Genomic DNA, 18515 nt, shown 5'->3' with positions numbered 1-18515 from the left:
TTCAAACTTGACAACGTTGTCGACGGATCGCTAATTGGAAGCGCTTCCAATTAGCTCAAGACGGGCGGTTGGTGTGAAAACGACAAGAAGCGCCGCCACAACGGGCGCAGTTCAGGGGAGAGCTATGCGAAACCGCATCACGCGCCGGGCGCGTCCGTCGATCAGTCGATTCTATGCCACAGCCTCCGTCGCTGCGATCACCGTGGCGCTGGCAGGCTCGATCGCCAATGCCCAGGAGGTCCCGGACAGGCCCGACGCCGACACCGTCGAAGCGGTGGTCGTTACCGGGATCAAGGCCGGCATCCAGAACTCGATCAACATCAAGAAGAACGAGACCTCAATCGTCGAGGCGATCTCGGCCGAAGACATCGGCAAGCTGCCCGACGTGTCGATCGGCGAGTCCATCGCCCGCCTGCCGGGTCTGGCGGCCCAGCGCGTCAATGGTCGCGCCCAGGTGATCTCGATCCGGGGCCTCGCGCCCGACTTCACCACCACCCTGCTGAACGGCCGCCAGCAGGCCAGCTCCGGCGACAACCGCGCCGTCGAGTTCGACCAGTATCCGTCGGAACTGCTGTCCAGCGTCGTGATCTACAAGACGCCCGACGCCCAGGTCTCGGGCATGGGCCTCTCGGGCACCGCCGATCTGCGCACCGTGCGTCCGCTGGCCTATGGGCGCCGCGCCCTGGTCCTGAACCTGCGGGGCGAACAGACGGCCGGCAAGAAGCTCAATGACGACGTCGCCAATCGCGGCGGCCGTTTCAGCGCCAGCTATATCAATCAGTTCGCCGACGACACAATCGGTGTGGCTCTAGGCTATGCGCACCTCGACTCGCCTTCGCAGGTTAAGCACTACAAGGCCTACGGCTATGAGGCTTTCGGCTTCGCCGTCACGCCCGACAGCGCCGACAACGCCCTGATGCTGAACGGCCAGGAGATCTTCGTCACCTCGCGCCTGAACAAGCGCGACGCCGCCATCGGCATCTTCGAATATCAGCCGAACGATCGCATCCACTCGACCCTCGACCTCTACTATTCGACCTTCAAGCAGAACGAGACCACGCGCGGCGCGCAGTGGTTCTCGAACGGCTGGGCCGACAACGCCACCTTCACCAACGTCAAGACCAAGCAGCTGGGCGGCTCGACCTTCGCCGAAAGCGGCACCCTCAACCGGGGCGTTCTGCAGCTGCGCAACGACTTCAACAAGCGCCAGGACCAGCTGTTCTCGGCCGGGCTGAACAACGAGTTCAAGCTGAGCGAGCACACCACGCTGCTGGCGGATCTGTCCTATTCTTCCAACAAGCGCAAAGAACAGATCATGGAAACCTACGCCGGCTATGGCCAGGGCGTGGGCGGGGTGAAGCCCGGTACTCCGGATGTCGGGCGCACCTTTGACACCATCGGCTTCCAGGTCGCCGACAAGGGCTTCTCGCAATATGACGAAGGCCTGAACTATGCCGACGCCACCAAGGTCACCCTCGGCGACCGCGCCCCCTGGGGCGGCTGGGGCCACGATGGGGCGATCCGCTATCCACACGTGAAGGAAGACGTGTCGGCTCTGGACCTGCGCCTTGAGCACGAGATGGACGGCTTCATCACCGGCGTCGATGTCGGCCTGAACTACACCAAGCGCGAAAAGACCAAGTCCGTCCTGGACAACGACCTGTTCCTCAAGAACGGCCGCCAGCAGGTCTATGTGGACGCCGGCGATCTGGTCGACCCGACCCAGCTTGGCTTCGCCGGATTTGGCGGCGTGCTCAGCGTCAAGATCGGCGACGTCTGGAAGAAGTACTACAACGCTGCGCCGATCCTCGACGCCAACTACTTCGACAAGAACTGGGCGATTACCGAGGAGGTCACGACCGCTTTCGCCAAGGCCAACTTCCAGGTCGGCGATCTGCGCGGCAATCTGGGCGTTCAGGTGGTCAAGCAGTCGCAGGACTCGAGCGGCGTCGTGATCAATGGCCTGGAGCCGGGCAAGCCTATCGTCCCGACCAAGATCAAGGACGGGGCCGACTACACCGACGTCCTGCCCAGCCTGAACATGATCTACGACCTGGGCGGCGGTCATCGTCTGCGCTTCGCCCTGTCCAAGACCATGGCCCGTCCGCGCATGGACGACCTGCGCGCCAATGTGACGCCGGGCTTCAATTCGCTGGTCTGCAGCGGCCAGCCCTGCGCGCCGGGCACGACTGTCAATCCGTGGTCGGCCAGCGGTGGCAATCCGAACCTCAAGCCCTGGATGGCCAAGGCCGCTGACCTTGCCTACGAGTGGTACGTCAGTCCGGCGACCTACCTGTCGGTGGCTGCGTTCTACAAGAAGCTCGACACCTACATCTATCAGCAGACCGGCACGTTCGACTTCACGGGTATCCCGCTGCCGTCGACCGCGACGGCGATCCCGCCGGGCATCGTCATCAGCAATATCGGCCAGATCACCCTGCCGGCCAACGGCAAGGGCGGCGAGGTCAAGGGGCTGGAGTTCAGCGGCGCGGTTGACCTGGGTGAGATCATCGATCCGCTGAAGGGCTTCGGCATGCAGGGCAGCCTGTCGCTGACGGAGTCGAACCTCAATCCGACCACCAGCACCGATCCGAAACAGAAGGTGCGCATCCCGGGTCTGTCGGGAACGGTCTATAACGTCACCGGCTACTATGAACGCGGCGGCTTCCAGGCGCGGATCAGCCAGCGCTATCGCTCCGCCTTCAAGGGCGAGGTGGTGCAGCTGTTCGCCACGCGAGGTTTCACCGAGATCCTGGCCGACAAGCAGGTCGACGCCCAGATCGGCTACACCTTCCAGGAGGGCCGGCTGGAGAACCTGGGCTTCCTCTTACAGGTCAACAACCTGACGGACTCGCCCTACCGCACGCGTCTGGGCCTCGATGGTGGCGGCACGACCACCAGCGGCGGCGCCACCCTGCCCGAGACCTACGAAAAGTACGGCCGTCAGATCCTGTTCGGCGTCAACTATCGGTTCTAACCCTGACATCGCGCGGACGGCTTCCAGGAGCGGTCCGCGCACAGGCAAGAACCGGTGAAGGTCGGAGCCGACTCCCCGCGGCCCCGACCTTCAACCTCATGGGAGGCGGGCTATGCAACCGCTGAAGAAGATCCTGATCGCCGGCGGCGGCTCGGCCGGCTGGATGACAGCCGCCCTCTGCGCGCGCCTGCTCCAGGGGCTGTATGAAATCGTCCTGATCGAGTCCGAAGAGATCGGAACGGTCGGTGTGGGCGAGGCGACGATCCCCGCCATCAAGAAGTTCAACGAGCTTCTGGGCCTGGACGAGGATGCGTTTCTGCGCGGCACGCAGGGCAGCTTCAAGCTGGGCATCCAGTTCAAGGACTGGGGGCGCAAGGGCGAAAGCTACATCCATGGCTTTGGCGTCATCGGCCAGGATCTGGGATGGCTGCGTTGCCACCAGTACTGGCTGCGCATGCGGGAACTGGGCCGCGAAGGCAATTTCTCGAACCTGTCGATCAATACGGCCGCCGCGCTGCAGGACCGGTTCATGCGCGCCCGCCCCGACATGGGCGACTCGCCGATGGGCCATATCGCCCACGCCTTCCATTTCGATGCTGGCCTCTATGCCCGCTATCTCAGCGGCTTTGCCCAGGCGCGCGGCGTGCAGCGGCGCGAGGGCCGGATCGTCGATGTGACGCTGAGACCCGAGGACGGCTTCGTCCAGTCGGTGACCATGAACGACGGCGAGGTCATCGCCGCCGACTTCTTCGTCGACTGCTCGGGATTCCGGGGCCTGATCATCGAGCAGGCCATGAAGACCGGCTATGAGGAGTGGAAGCACTGGCTGCCGTGCGACCGCGCCATCGCCGTGCCATGCGACCGCTCCGAGGATTTCACGCCCTACACCCGCTCGACCGCCCGCTCGGCCGGCTGGCAATGGCGGATCCCGCTGCAGCATCGCACCGGCAACGGCCACGTCTATTCCAGCCAGCACATCGACGATGACGAGGCCGAGCGCGTCCTGCTGGACAATCTCGACGGGGCCCAGCGGGCCGACCCGTTGCGTATCCGGTTCGTGACCGGCAAGCGCCGCAAGATCTGGAACAAGAACTGCGTCGCCATTGGCCTGGCCAGTGGCTTTCTGGAGCCGCTGGAATCGACCAGCCTGCACCTGATCCAGTCGGCGGCCATCCGGATGGTCCGGCTGCTGCCGGACGCCGGTTTCGATCAGGCCGGGATCGACGAGTTCAATCGCCAGAGCGACTTCGAATACGAGCGCATCCGCGACTTCATCATCCTGCACTACAAGGCCACCCAGCGCGACGACACGCCGTTCTGGCGTTACTGCCGCGACATGGACATTCCCGCCACCCTGCGGCGGAAGATGGATCTGTTCTCGGCCAACGGCCGGGTCTTTCGCGAGGACGACGAGCTCTTCACCGAGGAGAGCTGGATCCAGGTGTTCCTGGGCCAGGGCGTCATCCCGCGCGGCCATGATCCGCTGGTCGGCGTCCAGTCCGACGACGAGATCGCCCGCTATCTGGCCAATATCGAGACCGTCATCGGCAAGTGCGTGAACCTCATGCCCGGCCACGCCGAGTTCGTCGCCCGGACCTGCCCCGCGCCGCCGCTGGTCCAGTCCAAAGCCCTCGCCCTCTAGATTGTAGCCCACGGAGTATCGCCATGACGACCGCAGCCCTGCCCTTGTCCGCCCTGCGGATCCTGTGCCGGACCACAGCCGCCGTGGCTCTGCTGGCCCTGACGCCGGCTGCCGCGACCATGGCCCAGGTCATGCCAACCCAGGACAGCGCCCCGCTGGCGCCCCGCGCCGGTGACCCGGCCTGGGCCCGGGCCGACGCCCTGGTCCGGCAGATGACCCTGGACGAGAAGATCAGCTACCTGCACGGCCTGTTCCCGCCGATGACCAAGACGGTCGCGGCCGACATGATCCCGTCTGCCGGCTATGTGCCCGGCGTGCCGCGCCTGAAGATTCCGACCCTGCGCCAGAGCGACGCCAGCCTGGGCGTCGCCAACCAGGTCGAGCAGCGCAAGGGCGATGTGGCCACGGCCCTGCCGTCAGGCCTGGCCCTGGCGTCCACCTTCGAGCCCGAACTGGCCTATCAGGGCGGCGCCATGATCGGCGCCGAGGCCCGGGCCAAGACCTTCAACGTGCTGCTGGCCGGCGGCGTGAACCTGACCCGCGACCCGTGGGCGGGGCGAAACTTCGAGTATCTGGGCGAGGATTCGCTGCTGGCCGGCGAGATGGCCGGCGCGCAGATCAGGGGTGTCCAGAGCAACAACATCGTCTCGACGATCAAGCACCTTGCCCTCAACGCCCAAGAGACCGGCCGCCACGTGATGGATGCCCAGATCGACGAGGCCGACCTGCGGGAAAGTGACCTGCTGGCCTTCCAGATCGCCATCGAGAAGAGCAATCCCGCCTCGGTGATGTGCGCCTACAACAAGGTCAATGGCGACTGGGCCTGCCAGAACGACCACCTGCTGAACAGGGTGCTCAAGCGCGACTGGAACTATCCCGGCTGGGTGATGTCGGACTGGGGCGCGGTGCACAGCACCACCAAGGCGGCGCTGGCGGGGCTCGACCAGCAGTCGGGCCAGGAACTGGATACCCAGATCTTCTTCGGCGACGACCTGAAGGCTGCGGTGGCCAAGGGCGAGGTCAGTCAGGCCCGCGTCGACGACATGGTCCGCCGCATCCTGCACGGGGTGATCACCTCGGGCCTGATGGACAACCCGATCTCGACGATCGCCCAGCCCATCGACTATGCCGCCCACGCCCAGGTCGCCCAGGCGGTGGCCGAGCGGGGTTCGGTGCTGCTGAAGAACGACGGCAATCTGCTGCCGCTGGCCAGGACAGCCCGGAAGATCGTGCTGATCGGCGCCCATGCCGATGTCGGCGTGATCTCGGGCGGCGGCTCGTCCCAGGTCCGGTCGGTCGGCGGCGCTCCGGTCGAGATCCCGCTGAACGGCGGGGAGGCGGCGTCGTTCGTCCGGGTGACCTGGCATGCCTCGTCGCCGCTGGAGGCGATCAGGGCCGCCGCGCCCAACGCCCAGGTGATCTATGTCGACGGCAAGGACCCCGTCGCCGCAGCGGCGGCGGCCAGGGACGCCGATGTCGCGATCGTCTTTGCCTGGCACTGGCAGACCGAGGCCCAGGACGCGCCCTCGATCGCCCTGCCCGAGAACCAGGACGCCCTGATCGAGGCCGTCTCGGCCGCCAACAAGAACGCCATCGTCGTGCTGGAGACCGGCGGCCCGGTGCTGATGCCGTGGCTCGACCGCGTCGGCGCGGTGCTGCAGGCCTGGTATCCGGGCCAGCGCGGCGGCCAGGCTATCGCCCGCCTGCTGTTTGGCGAGGTTAATCCGTCGGGCCGTCTGTCGATGACCTTCCCCAAAACCGCCGAACAGGCCCCGCGCGCCAGCGCGCCGGGTTTCGCCGAACAGGCCGCCATCGACGACGCCCGCCGCGCCGGTCAGAAGGCCGGACCGATCAAGGGCTTCCCGGTCAGCTATGTTGAAGGCGCCGCCGTCGGCTATCGCTGGTACGCCCAGCAGAAACTGCAGCCGCTTTATCCGTTCGGCTATGGCCTGTCCTACACCCGCTTTGACTACGCCAATCTCAAGGTCGAGGACGGCGACGGGCTGAAGGTCAGTTTCGATGTGACCAATACCGGCAAGGTCGCCGGCGCCGATACGCCTCAACTGTACGTCACGGCCGGCGCCCGCCGTCCGATGCTGCGCCTGGCCGGCTTCCAGAAGGTGGACCTTGCTCCGGGCGAGACCCGGCGGGTCACGCTGGAGGTCGAACCGCGTCTTCTCGCTGACTATGATGTCGCCAAGCCCGGCTGGACAATCGCCGCCGGAACCTATCCTCTCTATGTCGGCCGCCATGCGGGCGACACCGCCTTGACCGGCAAGGCCCAGTTGAGGTCCTGGTCAAGGAAGCCCTGATGCGCCGGTCCGGCCTCGCCACGGCCCTGGCGGCCATCGCCCTGACCTTCGGCGGCTGCGCCGCGCTTCCCAAGGCCGGTCCGTCGACGGCGCGGGCCTGGATCACCACGGGCGATCGCTCGCAGTTGCTCGCCGAGCAAGGGCCGTCGACCTTCATGGAGGTCGACGACAGCGCGAGCGCTCCCTTGCTCGTCGTCGACGCCGCCGAGCGCCACCAGACCATGGTCGGCTTTGGCGCGGCGATCACCGACGCCTCGGCCTGGCTGATTCAGACCAAGCTTTCGCCTCAGCAACGCGACCAGTTGATGGGCGAGTTGTTCGGGCGGGGCGAGGGCGGTCTGGGCTTCAGTTTCACGCGGGTGACGATCGGCGCGTCCGACTTTTCGCTCGATCATTACAGTCTGGACGACGCGCCCGGCGGCGCGCCTGATCCGGAGCTGAAGTCCTTTTCGATCGAGCGGCCCGCCCAGTACGTCTTCCCGACCGTGCGACAGGCCCTGGCCATCAATCGCGACCTGAAGGTCATGGCCTCGCCCTGGAGCGCCCCGGCCTGGATGAAGACCACCAACTCCCTGGTGAAAGGGCAGCTGAAGTCCGAGGCCTATCCCGTCTATGCCGAGTTCTTCGCCCGCTATGTGAAGGCCGCCAGCAAGGTCGGCGTGCCCACCGACTATCTCAGCATCCAGAACGAGCCAGATTTCGAGCCGGAGAACTATCCGGGCATGCGCTGGTCGGCGCCCGATCGCGCCCGTTTCTTCGGCGAGAACCTGGGACCGGTCTTCCAGCGCGAGCGGATCAAGACCCGCATCCTCGACTGGGACCACAACTGGGATCATCCCGAACAGCCCCTGACCGTGCTGGCGGACGCCCGGGCCCGGGCCTTCGTCTCGGGCGTCGCCTGGCACTGCTACGGCGGTGACGTCTCGGCCCAGGCGCAGGTGGCGGCGGCCCATCCCGACAAGGATGTGTTCTTCACCGAATGCTCCGGTGGGCAGTGGTCGCCGAAGTTCGATGAAAGCTTCAGCTGGATGATGAGCAAGCTGATCATCGGCTCGACGCGCGGCGGCGCGCGTGGCGTGCTGATGTGGAACCTGGCCCTGGATGAGGCCTATGGCCCGCACGCCGGCGGCTGCGGAGACTGTCGCGGCGTGGTGACCATCGACAGCCGCACCGGCGCCGTCGAACGGAACCAGGAGTACTACGCGTTCGGTCACGCCAGCCGCTTTGTGAAGCCCGGCGCCGTTCGCATCGGATCGCCCGCCAAGGTCGGCGATCTGGAGACCGTGGCGTTCCTGAACCGCGACGGCGGGCGCGTCCTGATCGTGCTCAACGGCGGTCAAACCCCATCCGCCTTCGCCGTCGCCGACGGTGGTCGCCGGTTCAGGGCGACGATCCCGGCGCGGTCCGCAGCGACGCTGGTCTGGTAGCCTTGCGGTCCTGAGCCGGTCTGTTACGGGGCCTTTGCCGTCGCGGCCGCGTCCCGCCCGTCCGAAGATCATCGAGACCGAGCCGGGCGTCGGCTATCGGTTCATCGCCGATTGAGCCGCTAAACGTTCCCAAGTTCGGCCCGACCCGTACGGCGGGCTCAGGCCAGCCGCATATGCTGAGCGTGCCAGCGACGAGACGCGCGCAGGCCTTTTGCGCCGGTGAAGAGCGCCCGCCAAAGCCCGGGGGATCGCTGACAGGGAGGCCTTGACCCTCGCCGGGAGGCGCCTACGACTTGTCGAGCGCAGGGAAAGCACAAGCCATGACGTCCTTCTATGATCGCCACATTCTGCCTCGTGTCATCGGCTGCGCCTGTGGGGCGGGGGCCATCGCCAAGCAGCGCGCCCGGGTGGTGCCACAGGCGGAAGGACGGGTTCTGGAGCTGGGGATCGGCGGTGGGCTGAACCTGGCTTTCTATGATCCGTCGCGGGTGACCAGCGTCACCGGCATTGATCCATCGGAGGGCTTGCGCGATCGGGCGTTGGCCGCGCCGCGCCCGGAAGGTCTCAAGGTCGAGATCCTGGCGGGGGAGGCCGAGCAGATGGGCTTTGACAGCCAGAGTTTCGATACCGTCGTCTGCACCTTCACCCTCTGCTCGGTGCACACACCCACCGCAGTTTTGGCCGAGGCGCGCCGGGTTCTGAAGCCGGGCGGCCGGTTCCTCTTCTGCGAGCATGGGCTATCGCCCGACGCCCCGGTCGCGCGCTGGCAGAAACGCATCGAACCCTTCTGGACGCCGCTGGCGGGCGGATGCCGTCTTACCCGGCCCGTGGGCGCGGCGATCACCGCCGCGGGGTTCGTGATCAAGGAGACCAAGGCATTCTATATGCCCAAGGCGCCCCGGCCTTTGGGCTGGTGCGAGCTTGGCGTCGCGCTCTCCGCCTGAGGCCTATCCCGTTCCATCAAGCGGCGCCTTGGCCGCCGCCCGTTCCTTGCCTGCACAGACAGGCACAGCCCGCCTTGCGTCGGGCGACGAGCCTCGCCCGACTTGCGATAGTTGATCAAGGCGACCGTCTTGCGTGTTCCGTCTCGCAGGGCGCGCAGCAGCGCGCTGCGGATTGCCGCGCCACTCGGAAATTTACCCATATTGGGTAGATTTTCCAGAGCCGCTCAGGGGCGGAGGGGCGTCAATTAAGATGGCGTTAGCAATTTTGGACAAAGCTCTCTGCAAGGTTGTTCTTGGAGCGAATTGGGCCGCCATGTTGTTCTCAAGCACGGCCAAGACTAGGCAAGCTGCGATTGCTTTGGAACTGCGCGAGTTAAGGGCCCTGGTCGCGGCCATGGATCGCTCCCAGGCGGTGATCGAGTTCAAGCTCGACGGAACCATCCTGAAAGCCAATGCCAATTTCCTGAACGCTCTGGGCTATCGAGCCGAAGAGGTCGTAGGGCAGCATCACCGGATTTTCGTCCCGCCAGCCGAAGCGGCGAGCGCCGAGTATCGCGCCTTCTGGGATGAGCTCAACAGTGGCCAGTTCGTGGCCCGCAAGTTCTTACGGGTGACCAAACAGGGCGCGGAGTGCTGGATTCAAGCCTCCTACAACCCCGTGCTGGACGAGAACGGCAAGCCTTACAAGATCATCAAGTTTGCGAGCGACATCACGGCCGTTGAGGTCGAGCGCATCCGGTTGGAGGCCGAGCGACACCGCGCTGCCGAGGAGCAGGAGGAGGTTATCGCCAACCTCGCTGCTAGCCTGAAGCGGATGGCGCAAGGCGACCTGACCGCCCGGATCACCGCCCAGTTCCTGGGTCGCTACGGTCAGATCAAGGATGACTTCAACGCCGCGATTGATTCATTGCGGACGACGATGAGCAGCATTTCGGCGACGACGGGCGGCCTGCGCGCGGGTGCGGATGAAATCTCGTCGGCCTCCGACGATCTGTCGCGTCGCACCGAGCAGCAGGCCGCCAGCCTCGAACAGACGGCGGCGGCGCTCGACGAGATCACCGCGACCGTCAAGCGCAGCGCCGCAGGCGCCAAGCAGGCCTCGACCACGGCCTCGGGCGCGCGAAGCGATGCGGCCCGCTCGGGCGACGTCATGCGAGACGCCGTGACGGCCATGGGCGAAATTGAACAAAGCTCAGGTCAGATTACCCAGATCATCGGCGTCATTGACGAGATCGCTTTCCAGACCAACCTCTTGGCTTTGAATGCCGGCGTGGAAGCAGCTCGCGCCGGCGAAGCGGGACGGGGTTTCGCGGTCGTCGCCCAGGAAGTCCGAGCCTTGGCGCAACGCTCCGCCGAAGCGGCTAAGGAGATCAAGACCCTGATCGCCAGCAGCACGGCCCAGGTCGAGCGCGGGGTCAGGCTGGTGGGCGACACCGGACAGGCCCTGACGGGCATCGTCAGCAAGATCGCTGAAATCGACGTATTGATCTCCGAGATCGCCACATCGTCTCAGGAACAGGCCACTGGTCTCAATGAGGTCAATACCGCCGTCAACCAGATGGACCAGGTGACCCAGCAGAACGCGGCCATGGTGGAAGAGGCCACTGCGGCGGCCTCAAACCTCAGTACCGAGGCTGCCGAGCTGGCCTCGCTGGTCGCGCGCTTCCAGACGGGCGAGCCTGTCGCCCGGCTAGAACCCGCCCAGGCCGGTCGCCATGCCCCGGCGGCCAATCCCGTTGCGCGGTCCCAGGCCAAGATCGCGGCTTTCGCGCGTCCCGGCGGCGGCGGACAGGCGGCGACCCAGTCCTGGGAAGAGTTCTGATCCACGCGCGGCACGGACAAGACGAATGGTGAGCGACGGCGGCCTGTCCAGAGAGGGTAGACTGGAGCTGATCTCCTTCGAGATCGGTGGCCAGGAGTTCTGTATCGATATCCGCAGTGTTCGCGAGATCCGGGGCTGGACCCCGGCCACGCCGATGCCTCACACGCCCGGTTACGTGCTGGGCGTGATCAATCTTCGGGGCGCGGTGATGCCCGTCATCGATCTGCGCTATCGGTTGGGTCTGGGCGTGACCGAGGTGTCGTCACGGCACGTGATCGTGGTGATCCAGCACGGCGCGCAGCTGGCCGGTGTACTGGTCGACGGCGTTCAGGAAACCTTTCAGGTGGATGCGAGCGTGCTGCAAGAGCCGCCTCAGATCGAAGCCACCACACCAGACCTCTTCGTCGACGCCATCATTCCGATCGAAGACCGCCTGCTCAGTCGACTGGTCGTGAGGGCCCTGCTCCCTGCGCAGAGTCAGGCAGCGTAGAAAAGGCTGCCCGCTCGCCGGGATGTGCTGATCAACCTGCGCCTCGCAGCGCCACGTACACGGTCGGCGCAGGTTTGAGCTGTCCCTCCACTCCCGCAACGGAGGTAGGCCAGGTGGCCAGAGGAACGACACAGCTGAATCGCGGCCGGCTCATCGACCACTTCCAACTGGTCGTCCGCGATCAGTCCGCCGGCAGGCGCTCCTCGACGCCCGACCTGAAGAAGAACCTCAGGGTCAGCTGCTATCATTTGGGGCACATGGCCTATGGCGACCTCGCGGCGCTGAAGAAGATGAAAGCCGATCTGGACTCCTTCTACGCCGCCGCTCAGAAGGCATCGCCAGTAGCCCGCAACGACGCTCGCCCATGAGGGCGATGGAGACCGCAATGAAACTCGCGCGACGATCGGTTCTGCTCCTGGCCCTGCTCGTCGCCTCGACGGCTCTTGGAGCGGCGGGGGGGCGGCAGGCCGTTGCGGGCGAGCGCGCGGTCATCGGTTACAAGATTCACATTCATGACCTGGCCGGCCAGACGGTGGATGTCGAGGCGAGCCTCCCGGTCAGCCAGCCGGTAGAAACCCTCTACATCCCGGTCTGGACGCCCGGCTACTACGTCAAGGAGGACTACAAGAAGAACGTCCTTCGCCTCCAGGCGTACGACGAAGGCGGGCGCGAGCTGGCCGTGACAGACGGCGGCTCCAATCGCTGGACGGTGAACACCAGCGGCGCCAAGCGGCTGGTCGTTCGCTACGTGCTTTCCGCGAAGGAACGGTCCGTGTCGAAGGACGAGGTGACGTCCACCTACGCCGTGCTCAACGGCTCGGCGACCTACATCACCATCAAGGGCGGCGAGTATCTTGGCCAAGAGGTCGCTCTCGACCTGCCCAAAGGCTGGGTCAGCGCGACCGGTCTCAAGAGGGTCGGGCCGGCCTCAGCTTCGCATTTTGCGGCCGCTAGCTATGAGGAGCTGGTCGATTCCCCGATCATGGCCGGCGACCTTGAGGTCCTCGACTTCACCTCGAAGGGCACGCGCCACCAGATCGCCTACAACCGCGGCGCGGTGGCCGTGGACAAGGCGCGGATGGCTTCCGATCTCAAGAAGGTGGTGGATGAGACGCGCGGTTTCTGGGGCGCGAAGCCCTGGCGGCAGTATGCGTTCCTGATCGCCTTCCGCACCAACACTGGCGGTGGCCTGGAGCATAGCCATTCGACCTTCGTGAACGTCAATCCCGAGCGGTTCGCCACCGCGCCGGGCTATGACGCCTTCGTGGCTCTGCTCGCCCACGAGTACCAGCACGCGTTCAACGTGAAGCGACTGCGCCCCGCGGAGCTGGGTCCCTTCGACTACGAAACAGTCCCGACCGTCTCTACCCTTTGGATCTCGGAGGGCCTGACCTCCTACTACAGCAACCTCATGCTGAGGCGGAGCGGGCTGATCGACGACGATCGCTATCTGGGCATGATGTCAAAGCAGATCACCGCCCTCCAGAACGCCCCCGGCCGGCTGAAGCAGTCGCTGGAGCAATCGTCGATGGGGGTGTGGTCGAACAGCCTGTCCGGTGTCGGCGCCTCGGACGCGACGGTCAGCTACTACGTCAAGGGCGAGGTCGCGGGCTTCCTGCTGGACGCGCATATCCGCAAGCTGACCGGCGGCAAGGCCAGCCTCGACGACGTCATGCGCAAGGCCTACGTCCAGTACTCTGGCAAGACCGGATTCCGGCCGGAGGAGTTCACGGCGGTGGCGGAAGGCGTCGCGGGTCAGCCGCTGCAGGACTGGTTCGCCAGCGTCATCGGCGCTCCGGGCGAAGTCGACTACGCCGAGGCGCTCGACCTGTACGGGCTGGACCTGAAGCGGAGCGAAGGCAAGGACGGCGCCAAATTTGTTCTATCGAGCGCGGCGAACGCGAACCAGAGTCAGACGGCCCGGCGGCGGTCCTGGCTTGGACCCCAATGATCGAGCCGCAAGTCGCCCTCAGGACGCATTGATGAACGCGCTAGAAAACGGCGCCTGAACGGCGGCGTCTTCCGGCTCGGTCTCCGCGAACAGTCTCGCCCGCGCGATGACGCGAAGACCGGTTGCCGCTGGACTGCCGGCAGCTCAAAGTGCGTTGCTGGCGCAGAGAGGTACGGCGGGCTCACCCCGGACGGCTTGGACGGCTTTTGCAGAATCTAGCCCCGTTCTTGAACGAACCGGGCTAGGTGGACGCTCCACCTGCGAGAGTCTCCCATGCCCGCCTTCACCATCGTCACCACCAGCGCGACCCACGGCAGCGATGCGGTGGAGGTGAGCACACTGAGCGACGATTTCACAAACGACAGCGAAGCCCTGGGCTATTCGCGCCGCATGGCCGAAGAAATGGTGGGCATGGCTCACCAGCTGGCCCTGGATTTCGATTTTAGCACCGTGGGCCTTTATGACGGCGACCTGATCGACGAGGACATCGATCAGTCCCACCCCGCTTTCCTTGGGGCCTGGGTCATGGACGAAGAGGGTGTGTCCTTCGTCGGAGCCGATGAACTGCGCGATGGCGAAACCGCCCCCGCAGGCGCCTGACGTCGGGCAGCTGGGGTAGCGGCTAGACCGAAAGCCGGCGTCAGCGTCCCTCGATAGGTTGAGCTTCGGCGGCGTTGAGCTGCGGCCCGCTGGTGGCGCCAGTTGCTGCCACCGGCTAGGCTTCACGGATGGTTCAGGTCAGCGGCCCTTCGTGGTGGCTCAGAGCTGAGCGCGCTGCGCGCTCGCTGAAGGCGACAAGCCGGGGCGCCGCCAGGGCCCGGCACTCAGTCTATGTGATCTTGCTCCACGATGCGCGTAAGGCCGACCCATGGGGTGTCTATGTCGGCCAGACTTCGCGCGACCCCGACCTGCGCTTTGATCAACACAAGAACGGCTACAAGGCCAGCAGCGCGGCCAAACGGTTTGGTGTGCGACTGGTCCCCGACCTGACCGAGCACCTCAATCCCATGCGACAGTGGGAGTCTTTGGAACTCGAGGCAGCCCTCGCCGACGCGTTTAGAGCCGCCGGCGTGCCTTGGGTGGAGGGTGGTCACTGAACCCTTGAGGGGGGCGTGAATGTCCACTTTCTGGAGCCACCTCAACCTCAGCTTCTGGCGCGTCCCCGAGCCCAGGGGCGAGTCCCAGGGACGCCCTGCGGCAAGGGACAATGCCAACTTGCTTTTGGGCCACTTCTAAGTTGCGCCGACATACACAGCCCGTCTTGCATCGGGCGAAAAGCCGCGTCACTCTCTGCCTTAACAATGATAACATTCAGGGAGGGCGTCAGGGTCATGGCCAGCGAACGCTTCGATTACATCGTCATCGGCGCCGGTTCGGCGGGCTGCGTTCTGGCCGCGCGACTGACGGAAGATCCCAACATCAAGGTGCTGCTGCTGGAAGCCGGCGGCAAGAACACCTCGATCCTGGTCAAGATGCCGGCGGGGGTCGGTGAACTGATCAAGGCCAAGGGCGACCAGAACTGGGGCTTCTGGACCGAGGAAGAGCCGCACCTGAATAACCGCAAGCTATGGTGGCCGCGCGGCAAGGGCCTGGGCGGCTCCTCGGCGATCAACGGCATGATCTATATTCGCGGCCATGCGCGCGACTATGACCAGTGGCGGCAGATGGGCCTGTCGGGTTGGTCGTATTCGGAGGTGCTGCCCTATTTCAAGCGCTCGGAAACCCACCATGCGGGCGGCGACGCCTATCATGGCGGCGAGGGTCCGCTGCACGTGTCCGGGGGCGAGTCGCCCAGCCCGTTCTATCCTGCCCTGATCGAGGCCGGCCGCCAGGCGGGCTACAAGACCACCAAGGATTTCAACGGCTACCAACAAGAGGGCTTTGGGCCCTACGACCTGACCATCCGCGACGGCAAGCGCTGGAGCGCGGCGGCGGCCTATTTGACGGCGGCCCTGTCGCGGCCGAACCTGACGTGCGTGACCGAAGCCCGGACGACGAAGATCCTGATCGAGAAAGGCCGCGCCATCGGCGTCGACTACGTCGTCGGCAAGGGCGGCGAAAAGCGCACGGCCCACGCCGACGCCGAGGTGCTGCTGAGCGCCGGCGCGGTGCAGTCGCCGCAGATCCTGCAGCTGTCGGGCATCGGGGCGCCGGATCTGCTGAAGTCGCACGGCGTGGCGGTGGTCCAGGAGTCCAAGGGCGTCGGCGCCAATCTGCAGGATCACCTGGACGTCTGCCTGTCGTGGACGACCAAGAACCTGACGACCGCCTATTCGGCCAACAAGGGCCTCAGGAAGCTCGGCACCGGCCTCTCCTACATGCTGATGGGCAAGGGGATGGGGCGGCAGCAGTTCCTGGAGAGCGGCGCCTTCCTGAAGTCTCGGCCCGACCTGGACCGTCCCGACCTGCAGATCCATGGCGTGCTGGCCATCATGCAGGATCACGGCAAGACCCTGATCGAGAAGGACGGCTTCACCCTGCACGTCTGCCAGTTGCGTCCGGAAAGCCGCGGCGCGGTGGGTCTGCGCTCGGCCGATCCGTTCGACGATCCGACCATCCTGGGCAACTACCTTGCCGCCGACGAGGATCGCCGCGCTCTGCGCGAGGGCGTCCGCATGGCGCGTGAAGTCGCGGCCCAGGCGGCCCTGGACCCCTATCGTGACGCCGAGTATGCGCCGGGCGCCGATGTGCGGGCCGACGCCGATCTCGACGCCTGGATCCGGGCCAAGTCCGAGACGATCTATCACCCGGTCGGCACCTGCCGCATGGGCGCGGCGGGCGACGCCATGGCGGTGGTCGACGATCAGCTGCGGGTGCAGGGGATTGCAGGCCTGCGGGTCGTGGATGCGTCGGTCATGCCCACCCTGGTGGGCGGCAACACCAATGCTCCGACCATCATGGTGGCCGAGCGGGCAGCGGACATGATCATGGGCAAGGCGGCCCTGGCCCCGATGGACGCGCCGGTGTTCGAGGACGGACGAGCGGTGGCGGCGTGATCCTCTAGCCATGCAGCGTCGCCCCCTCGGCCGTTCCGGCCTCTCGATCGCCCCGCTGGTGTTTGGCGGGAATGTCTTTGGCTGGACGGCGGACGAGGCGACCTCGTATCGCCTGCTCGATGCCTTCGTCGGCGGCGGCTTCAACGCCGTCGACACGGCAGACGTCTATTCGGCCTGGGTTCCCGGGCACGGCGGGGGCGAGTCCGAGAGCGTCATCGGTCGCTGGCTGAAGGCGCGGGGCAGGCGCGACGACGTGCTGATCCTGACCAAGGTGGCCATGTGGCCCAAGCAGCCGGGCCTGTCGGCCGCCAATATCGAGGCGGCGGTCGAGGGTTCGCTGCGGCGGCTGCAGACCGACCATATCGACCTCTATCAGTCGCATCAGGACGATGCGGCGACCCCGGTCGAGGAGACACTGGAGGCCTATGGCCGCCTGGTGAAGGCGGGCAAGGTGCGGGCCATTGGGGCGTCCAATTTCTCACCGGCCCGGCTGGCCGAGAGCCTGGCGGCTTCGGCGGCCAACGGTCTGCCGCGCTACGAGACAATCCAGCCGAAGTTCAATCTCTATGACCGCGACCAGGTCGAGGGTGAGCTGGCCGCTCTGACGGCGGCGGAAGGCCTGGGCGTCATTCCGTTCTACGGTCTGGCCGCAGGCTTCCTGACGGGCAAGTATCGCGCTGAGGCCGACCTTGAAGGGCGCGCGCGGCGACACACGATCAAGCGCGACTACATGAACGACAAGGGCGTTCGGGTGCTGGCGGCCCTGGACAAGGCCGTCGAGGCGACCGGAGCCACGCACGCCCAGATCGCGCTGGCCTGGATCATGGCCCATCCGGCCATCACCGCCCCCATCGCCAGCGCGACCAGCGTCGCCCAGTTGGAAGAGCTGATGGGCGCGGCTCGGCTGATCCTGCCCGCCGAGGTGGTCGCCGACCTCGACGCGGCCGGGCGGGGCTAGCCGCCATGAGCGCCGCGCTGATCGAAAGCAGTCTGGAGCTGGCGGCCCAGCGCTGCGACGATCTCACGCCCCTGGTCTATGAGCGGCTCTTTCGCCAGCAGCCGGACATGGAGCCGCTGTTCTGCATGGACGCCAATGGCCAGGTGCGCGGCGAGATGCTGTCGCAGGTGATCCGGGCCATCCTGGACTTCATCGGCGAGCGTCAATACGCGGCCACCCTGATCCAGTCCGAAGCGATGAACCACGCCGGCTATGACGTGCCGCCGCACGTGTTCGGGACTTTCTTTGGCGTGGTGGCTGACACCCTGCGCGAGGTGCTGGGCGCGGACTGGACAGCCGAGATCGACGCGGCCTGGCGCGAACTGCTGGTCGAACTGGACTACTACGTCACCCATACCAACCAGTTCGAGACCGCAAAGGCGGCGAGGGGCTAGGCGATCCGGCGGCCGTCCAGGGTGGCCAGACGCAGCCGCGCGCCTTCCTGATTGGCGAGGCCCAGGGGCTGGATCTGGCGAACGCCCAGTTCATAGGCCGGGCGACCTTCCAGGCGCGCGGTCATGGCGATGGGCTGATAGAGGCCCAGGAACCGGTCGGTTTCGCCGTCCACGCCGCGCAGGGGCGCAAACAGCACCTCCATGCCGACCGACGGAACCCCCTGGGCCCGAATGTCGGCCGTCACCACCACCGGCTGGCAACGGCGACGGGCGATCTCCAGCGACGACTTCAGTTCCAGCCGATGCGACAGGGCCCACAGGCTGAGCAGATCCTCGCCGCGCAGATCGCGGGCGTGCAGGTCGGCCAGGAACCCGCCGGCCAGACGGAAGGGCATGCGGCCCAGCTTCTCGCGTCCGGCAATGAAGACCTGAGGCAGAAGGTCGGTGAAATCGCCCGGATTGATGTCGGCGCGCGACGGCGCGGGCGCGTCGCCTTTGCGGTCGCGCCAATAGTCTATCAACCGTTGTGTGCTTGGATGGAACATCGTCGTCCCCTCAGCGG

At 66.0% G+C, this 18515-nt stretch carries 15 protein-coding genes; 14 read left to right on the top strand and 1 reads right to left on the bottom strand.

All coding sequences use genetic code 11. From position 1 onward, the window contains the following. The first annotated feature begins 124 nt into the window (after positions 1–124). The 14 genes from ACW17Z_RS05845 to ACW17Z_RS05780 all read left to right on the top strand — a co-directional run bounded on the left by ACW17Z_RS05845 (position 125) and on the right by ACW17Z_RS05780 (position 17953). A complete protein-coding gene (locus tag ACW17Z_RS05845) occupies positions 125–2977 on the top strand; it encodes a TonB-dependent receptor (RefSeq protein WP_492057965.1) in 2853 nt (950 codons plus the stop codon). Between the two features lie 112 nt (positions 2978–3089). Further along, positions 3090–4619 carry a tryptophan halogenase family protein gene (locus ACW17Z_RS05840; protein WP_492057964.1) on the top strand — a complete coding sequence of 510 codons (1530 nt, stop codon included), beginning with the start codon at positions 3090–3092 and terminating at the stop codon, positions 4617–4619. A 23-nt stretch (positions 4620–4642) separates the two neighbouring features. Further along, positions 4643–6931 carry a beta-glucosidase gene (locus ACW17Z_RS05835; protein WP_492057963.1) on the top strand — a complete coding sequence of 763 codons (2289 nt, stop codon included), beginning with the start codon at positions 4643–4645 and terminating at the stop codon, positions 6929–6931. Further along, the gene (locus ACW17Z_RS05830; protein ID WP_492057962.1) at positions 6931–8358 is read left to right on the top strand and encodes a glycoside hydrolase family 30 protein; all 1428 of its coding nucleotides are present in this window, start codon (positions 6931–6933) and stop codon (positions 8356–8358) included. The genes ACW17Z_RS05835 and ACW17Z_RS05830 overlap by 1 nt, the downstream gene beginning before the upstream one ends. 320 nt (positions 8359–8678) lie before the next feature. After that, positions 8679–9302 (top strand): class I SAM-dependent methyltransferase, encoded by a 624-nt coding sequence (locus ACW17Z_RS05825; protein ID WP_492057961.1) that lies wholly within the window; start codon positions 8679–8681, stop codon positions 9300–9302. Between the two features lie 313 nt (positions 9303–9615). Beyond that, positions 9616–11124, top strand: a complete 1509-nt coding sequence (locus ACW17Z_RS05820; protein WP_492058492.1) for a methyl-accepting chemotaxis protein — start codon at positions 9616–9618, stop codon at positions 11122–11124. 25 nt (positions 11125–11149) lie between these two features. Continuing rightward, entirely contained in the window at positions 11150–11614 is a 465-nt protein-coding gene (locus tag ACW17Z_RS05815; RefSeq protein WP_419317936.1) for a chemotaxis protein CheW, read from the top strand. A gap of 113 nt (positions 11615–11727) precedes the next feature. Further along, positions 11728–11982, top strand: coding sequence for a hypothetical protein (locus ACW17Z_RS05810; protein WP_492057960.1), 255 nt, complete (start codon positions 11728–11730; stop codon positions 11980–11982). A 17-nt stretch (positions 11983–11999) separates the two neighbouring features. Continuing rightward, positions 12000–13565 (top strand): M61 family metallopeptidase, encoded by a 1566-nt coding sequence (locus ACW17Z_RS05805; RefSeq protein ID WP_492057959.1) that lies wholly within the window; start codon positions 12000–12002, stop codon positions 13563–13565. Positions 13566–13838: 273 nt separating this feature from the next. Then, positions 13839–14165: a hypothetical protein gene (locus ACW17Z_RS05800; RefSeq protein ID WP_419317932.1), complete on the top strand. Its 327-nt coding sequence runs from the start codon at positions 13839–13841 to the stop codon at positions 14163–14165. 128 nt (positions 14166–14293) lie between these two features. Continuing rightward, a complete protein-coding gene (locus tag ACW17Z_RS05795; RefSeq protein WP_492057958.1) occupies positions 14294–14662 on the top strand; it encodes a GIY-YIG nuclease family protein in 369 nt (122 codons plus the stop codon). Between the two features lie 234 nt (positions 14663–14896). Beyond that, positions 14897–16561 (top strand): choline dehydrogenase, encoded by a 1665-nt coding sequence (locus ACW17Z_RS05790; RefSeq protein ID WP_492057957.1) that lies wholly within the window; start codon positions 14897–14899, stop codon positions 16559–16561. Between the two features lie 10 nt (positions 16562–16571). Further along, positions 16572–17519, top strand: a complete 948-nt coding sequence (locus ACW17Z_RS05785; RefSeq protein WP_492057956.1) for an aldo/keto reductase — start codon at positions 16572–16574, stop codon at positions 17517–17519. 5 nt (positions 17520–17524) lie between these two features. Beyond that, the gene (locus ACW17Z_RS05780; protein ID WP_492057955.1) at positions 17525–17953 is read left to right on the top strand and encodes a globin domain-containing protein; all 429 of its coding nucleotides are present in this window, start codon (positions 17525–17527) and stop codon (positions 17951–17953) included. On the opposite strand, the gene ACW17Z_RS05775 is transcribed toward ACW17Z_RS05780, so the two are convergent. Beyond that, positions 17950–18498 carry a PAS domain-containing protein gene (locus ACW17Z_RS05775; protein ID WP_419317922.1) on the bottom strand — a complete coding sequence of 183 codons (549 nt, stop codon included), beginning with the start codon at positions 18496–18498 and terminating at the stop codon, positions 17950–17952. The two genes, ACW17Z_RS05780 and ACW17Z_RS05775, sit on opposite strands and share 4 nt — an antisense overlap. Between the last annotated feature and the right edge of the window lie 17 nt (positions 18499–18515).

Source organism: Caulobacter sp. GSs2 (assembly GCF_058680895.1).
Note: the sequence above shows the minus strand (reverse complement) of the source record. Positions and strands in the feature narration are given on the sequence as shown.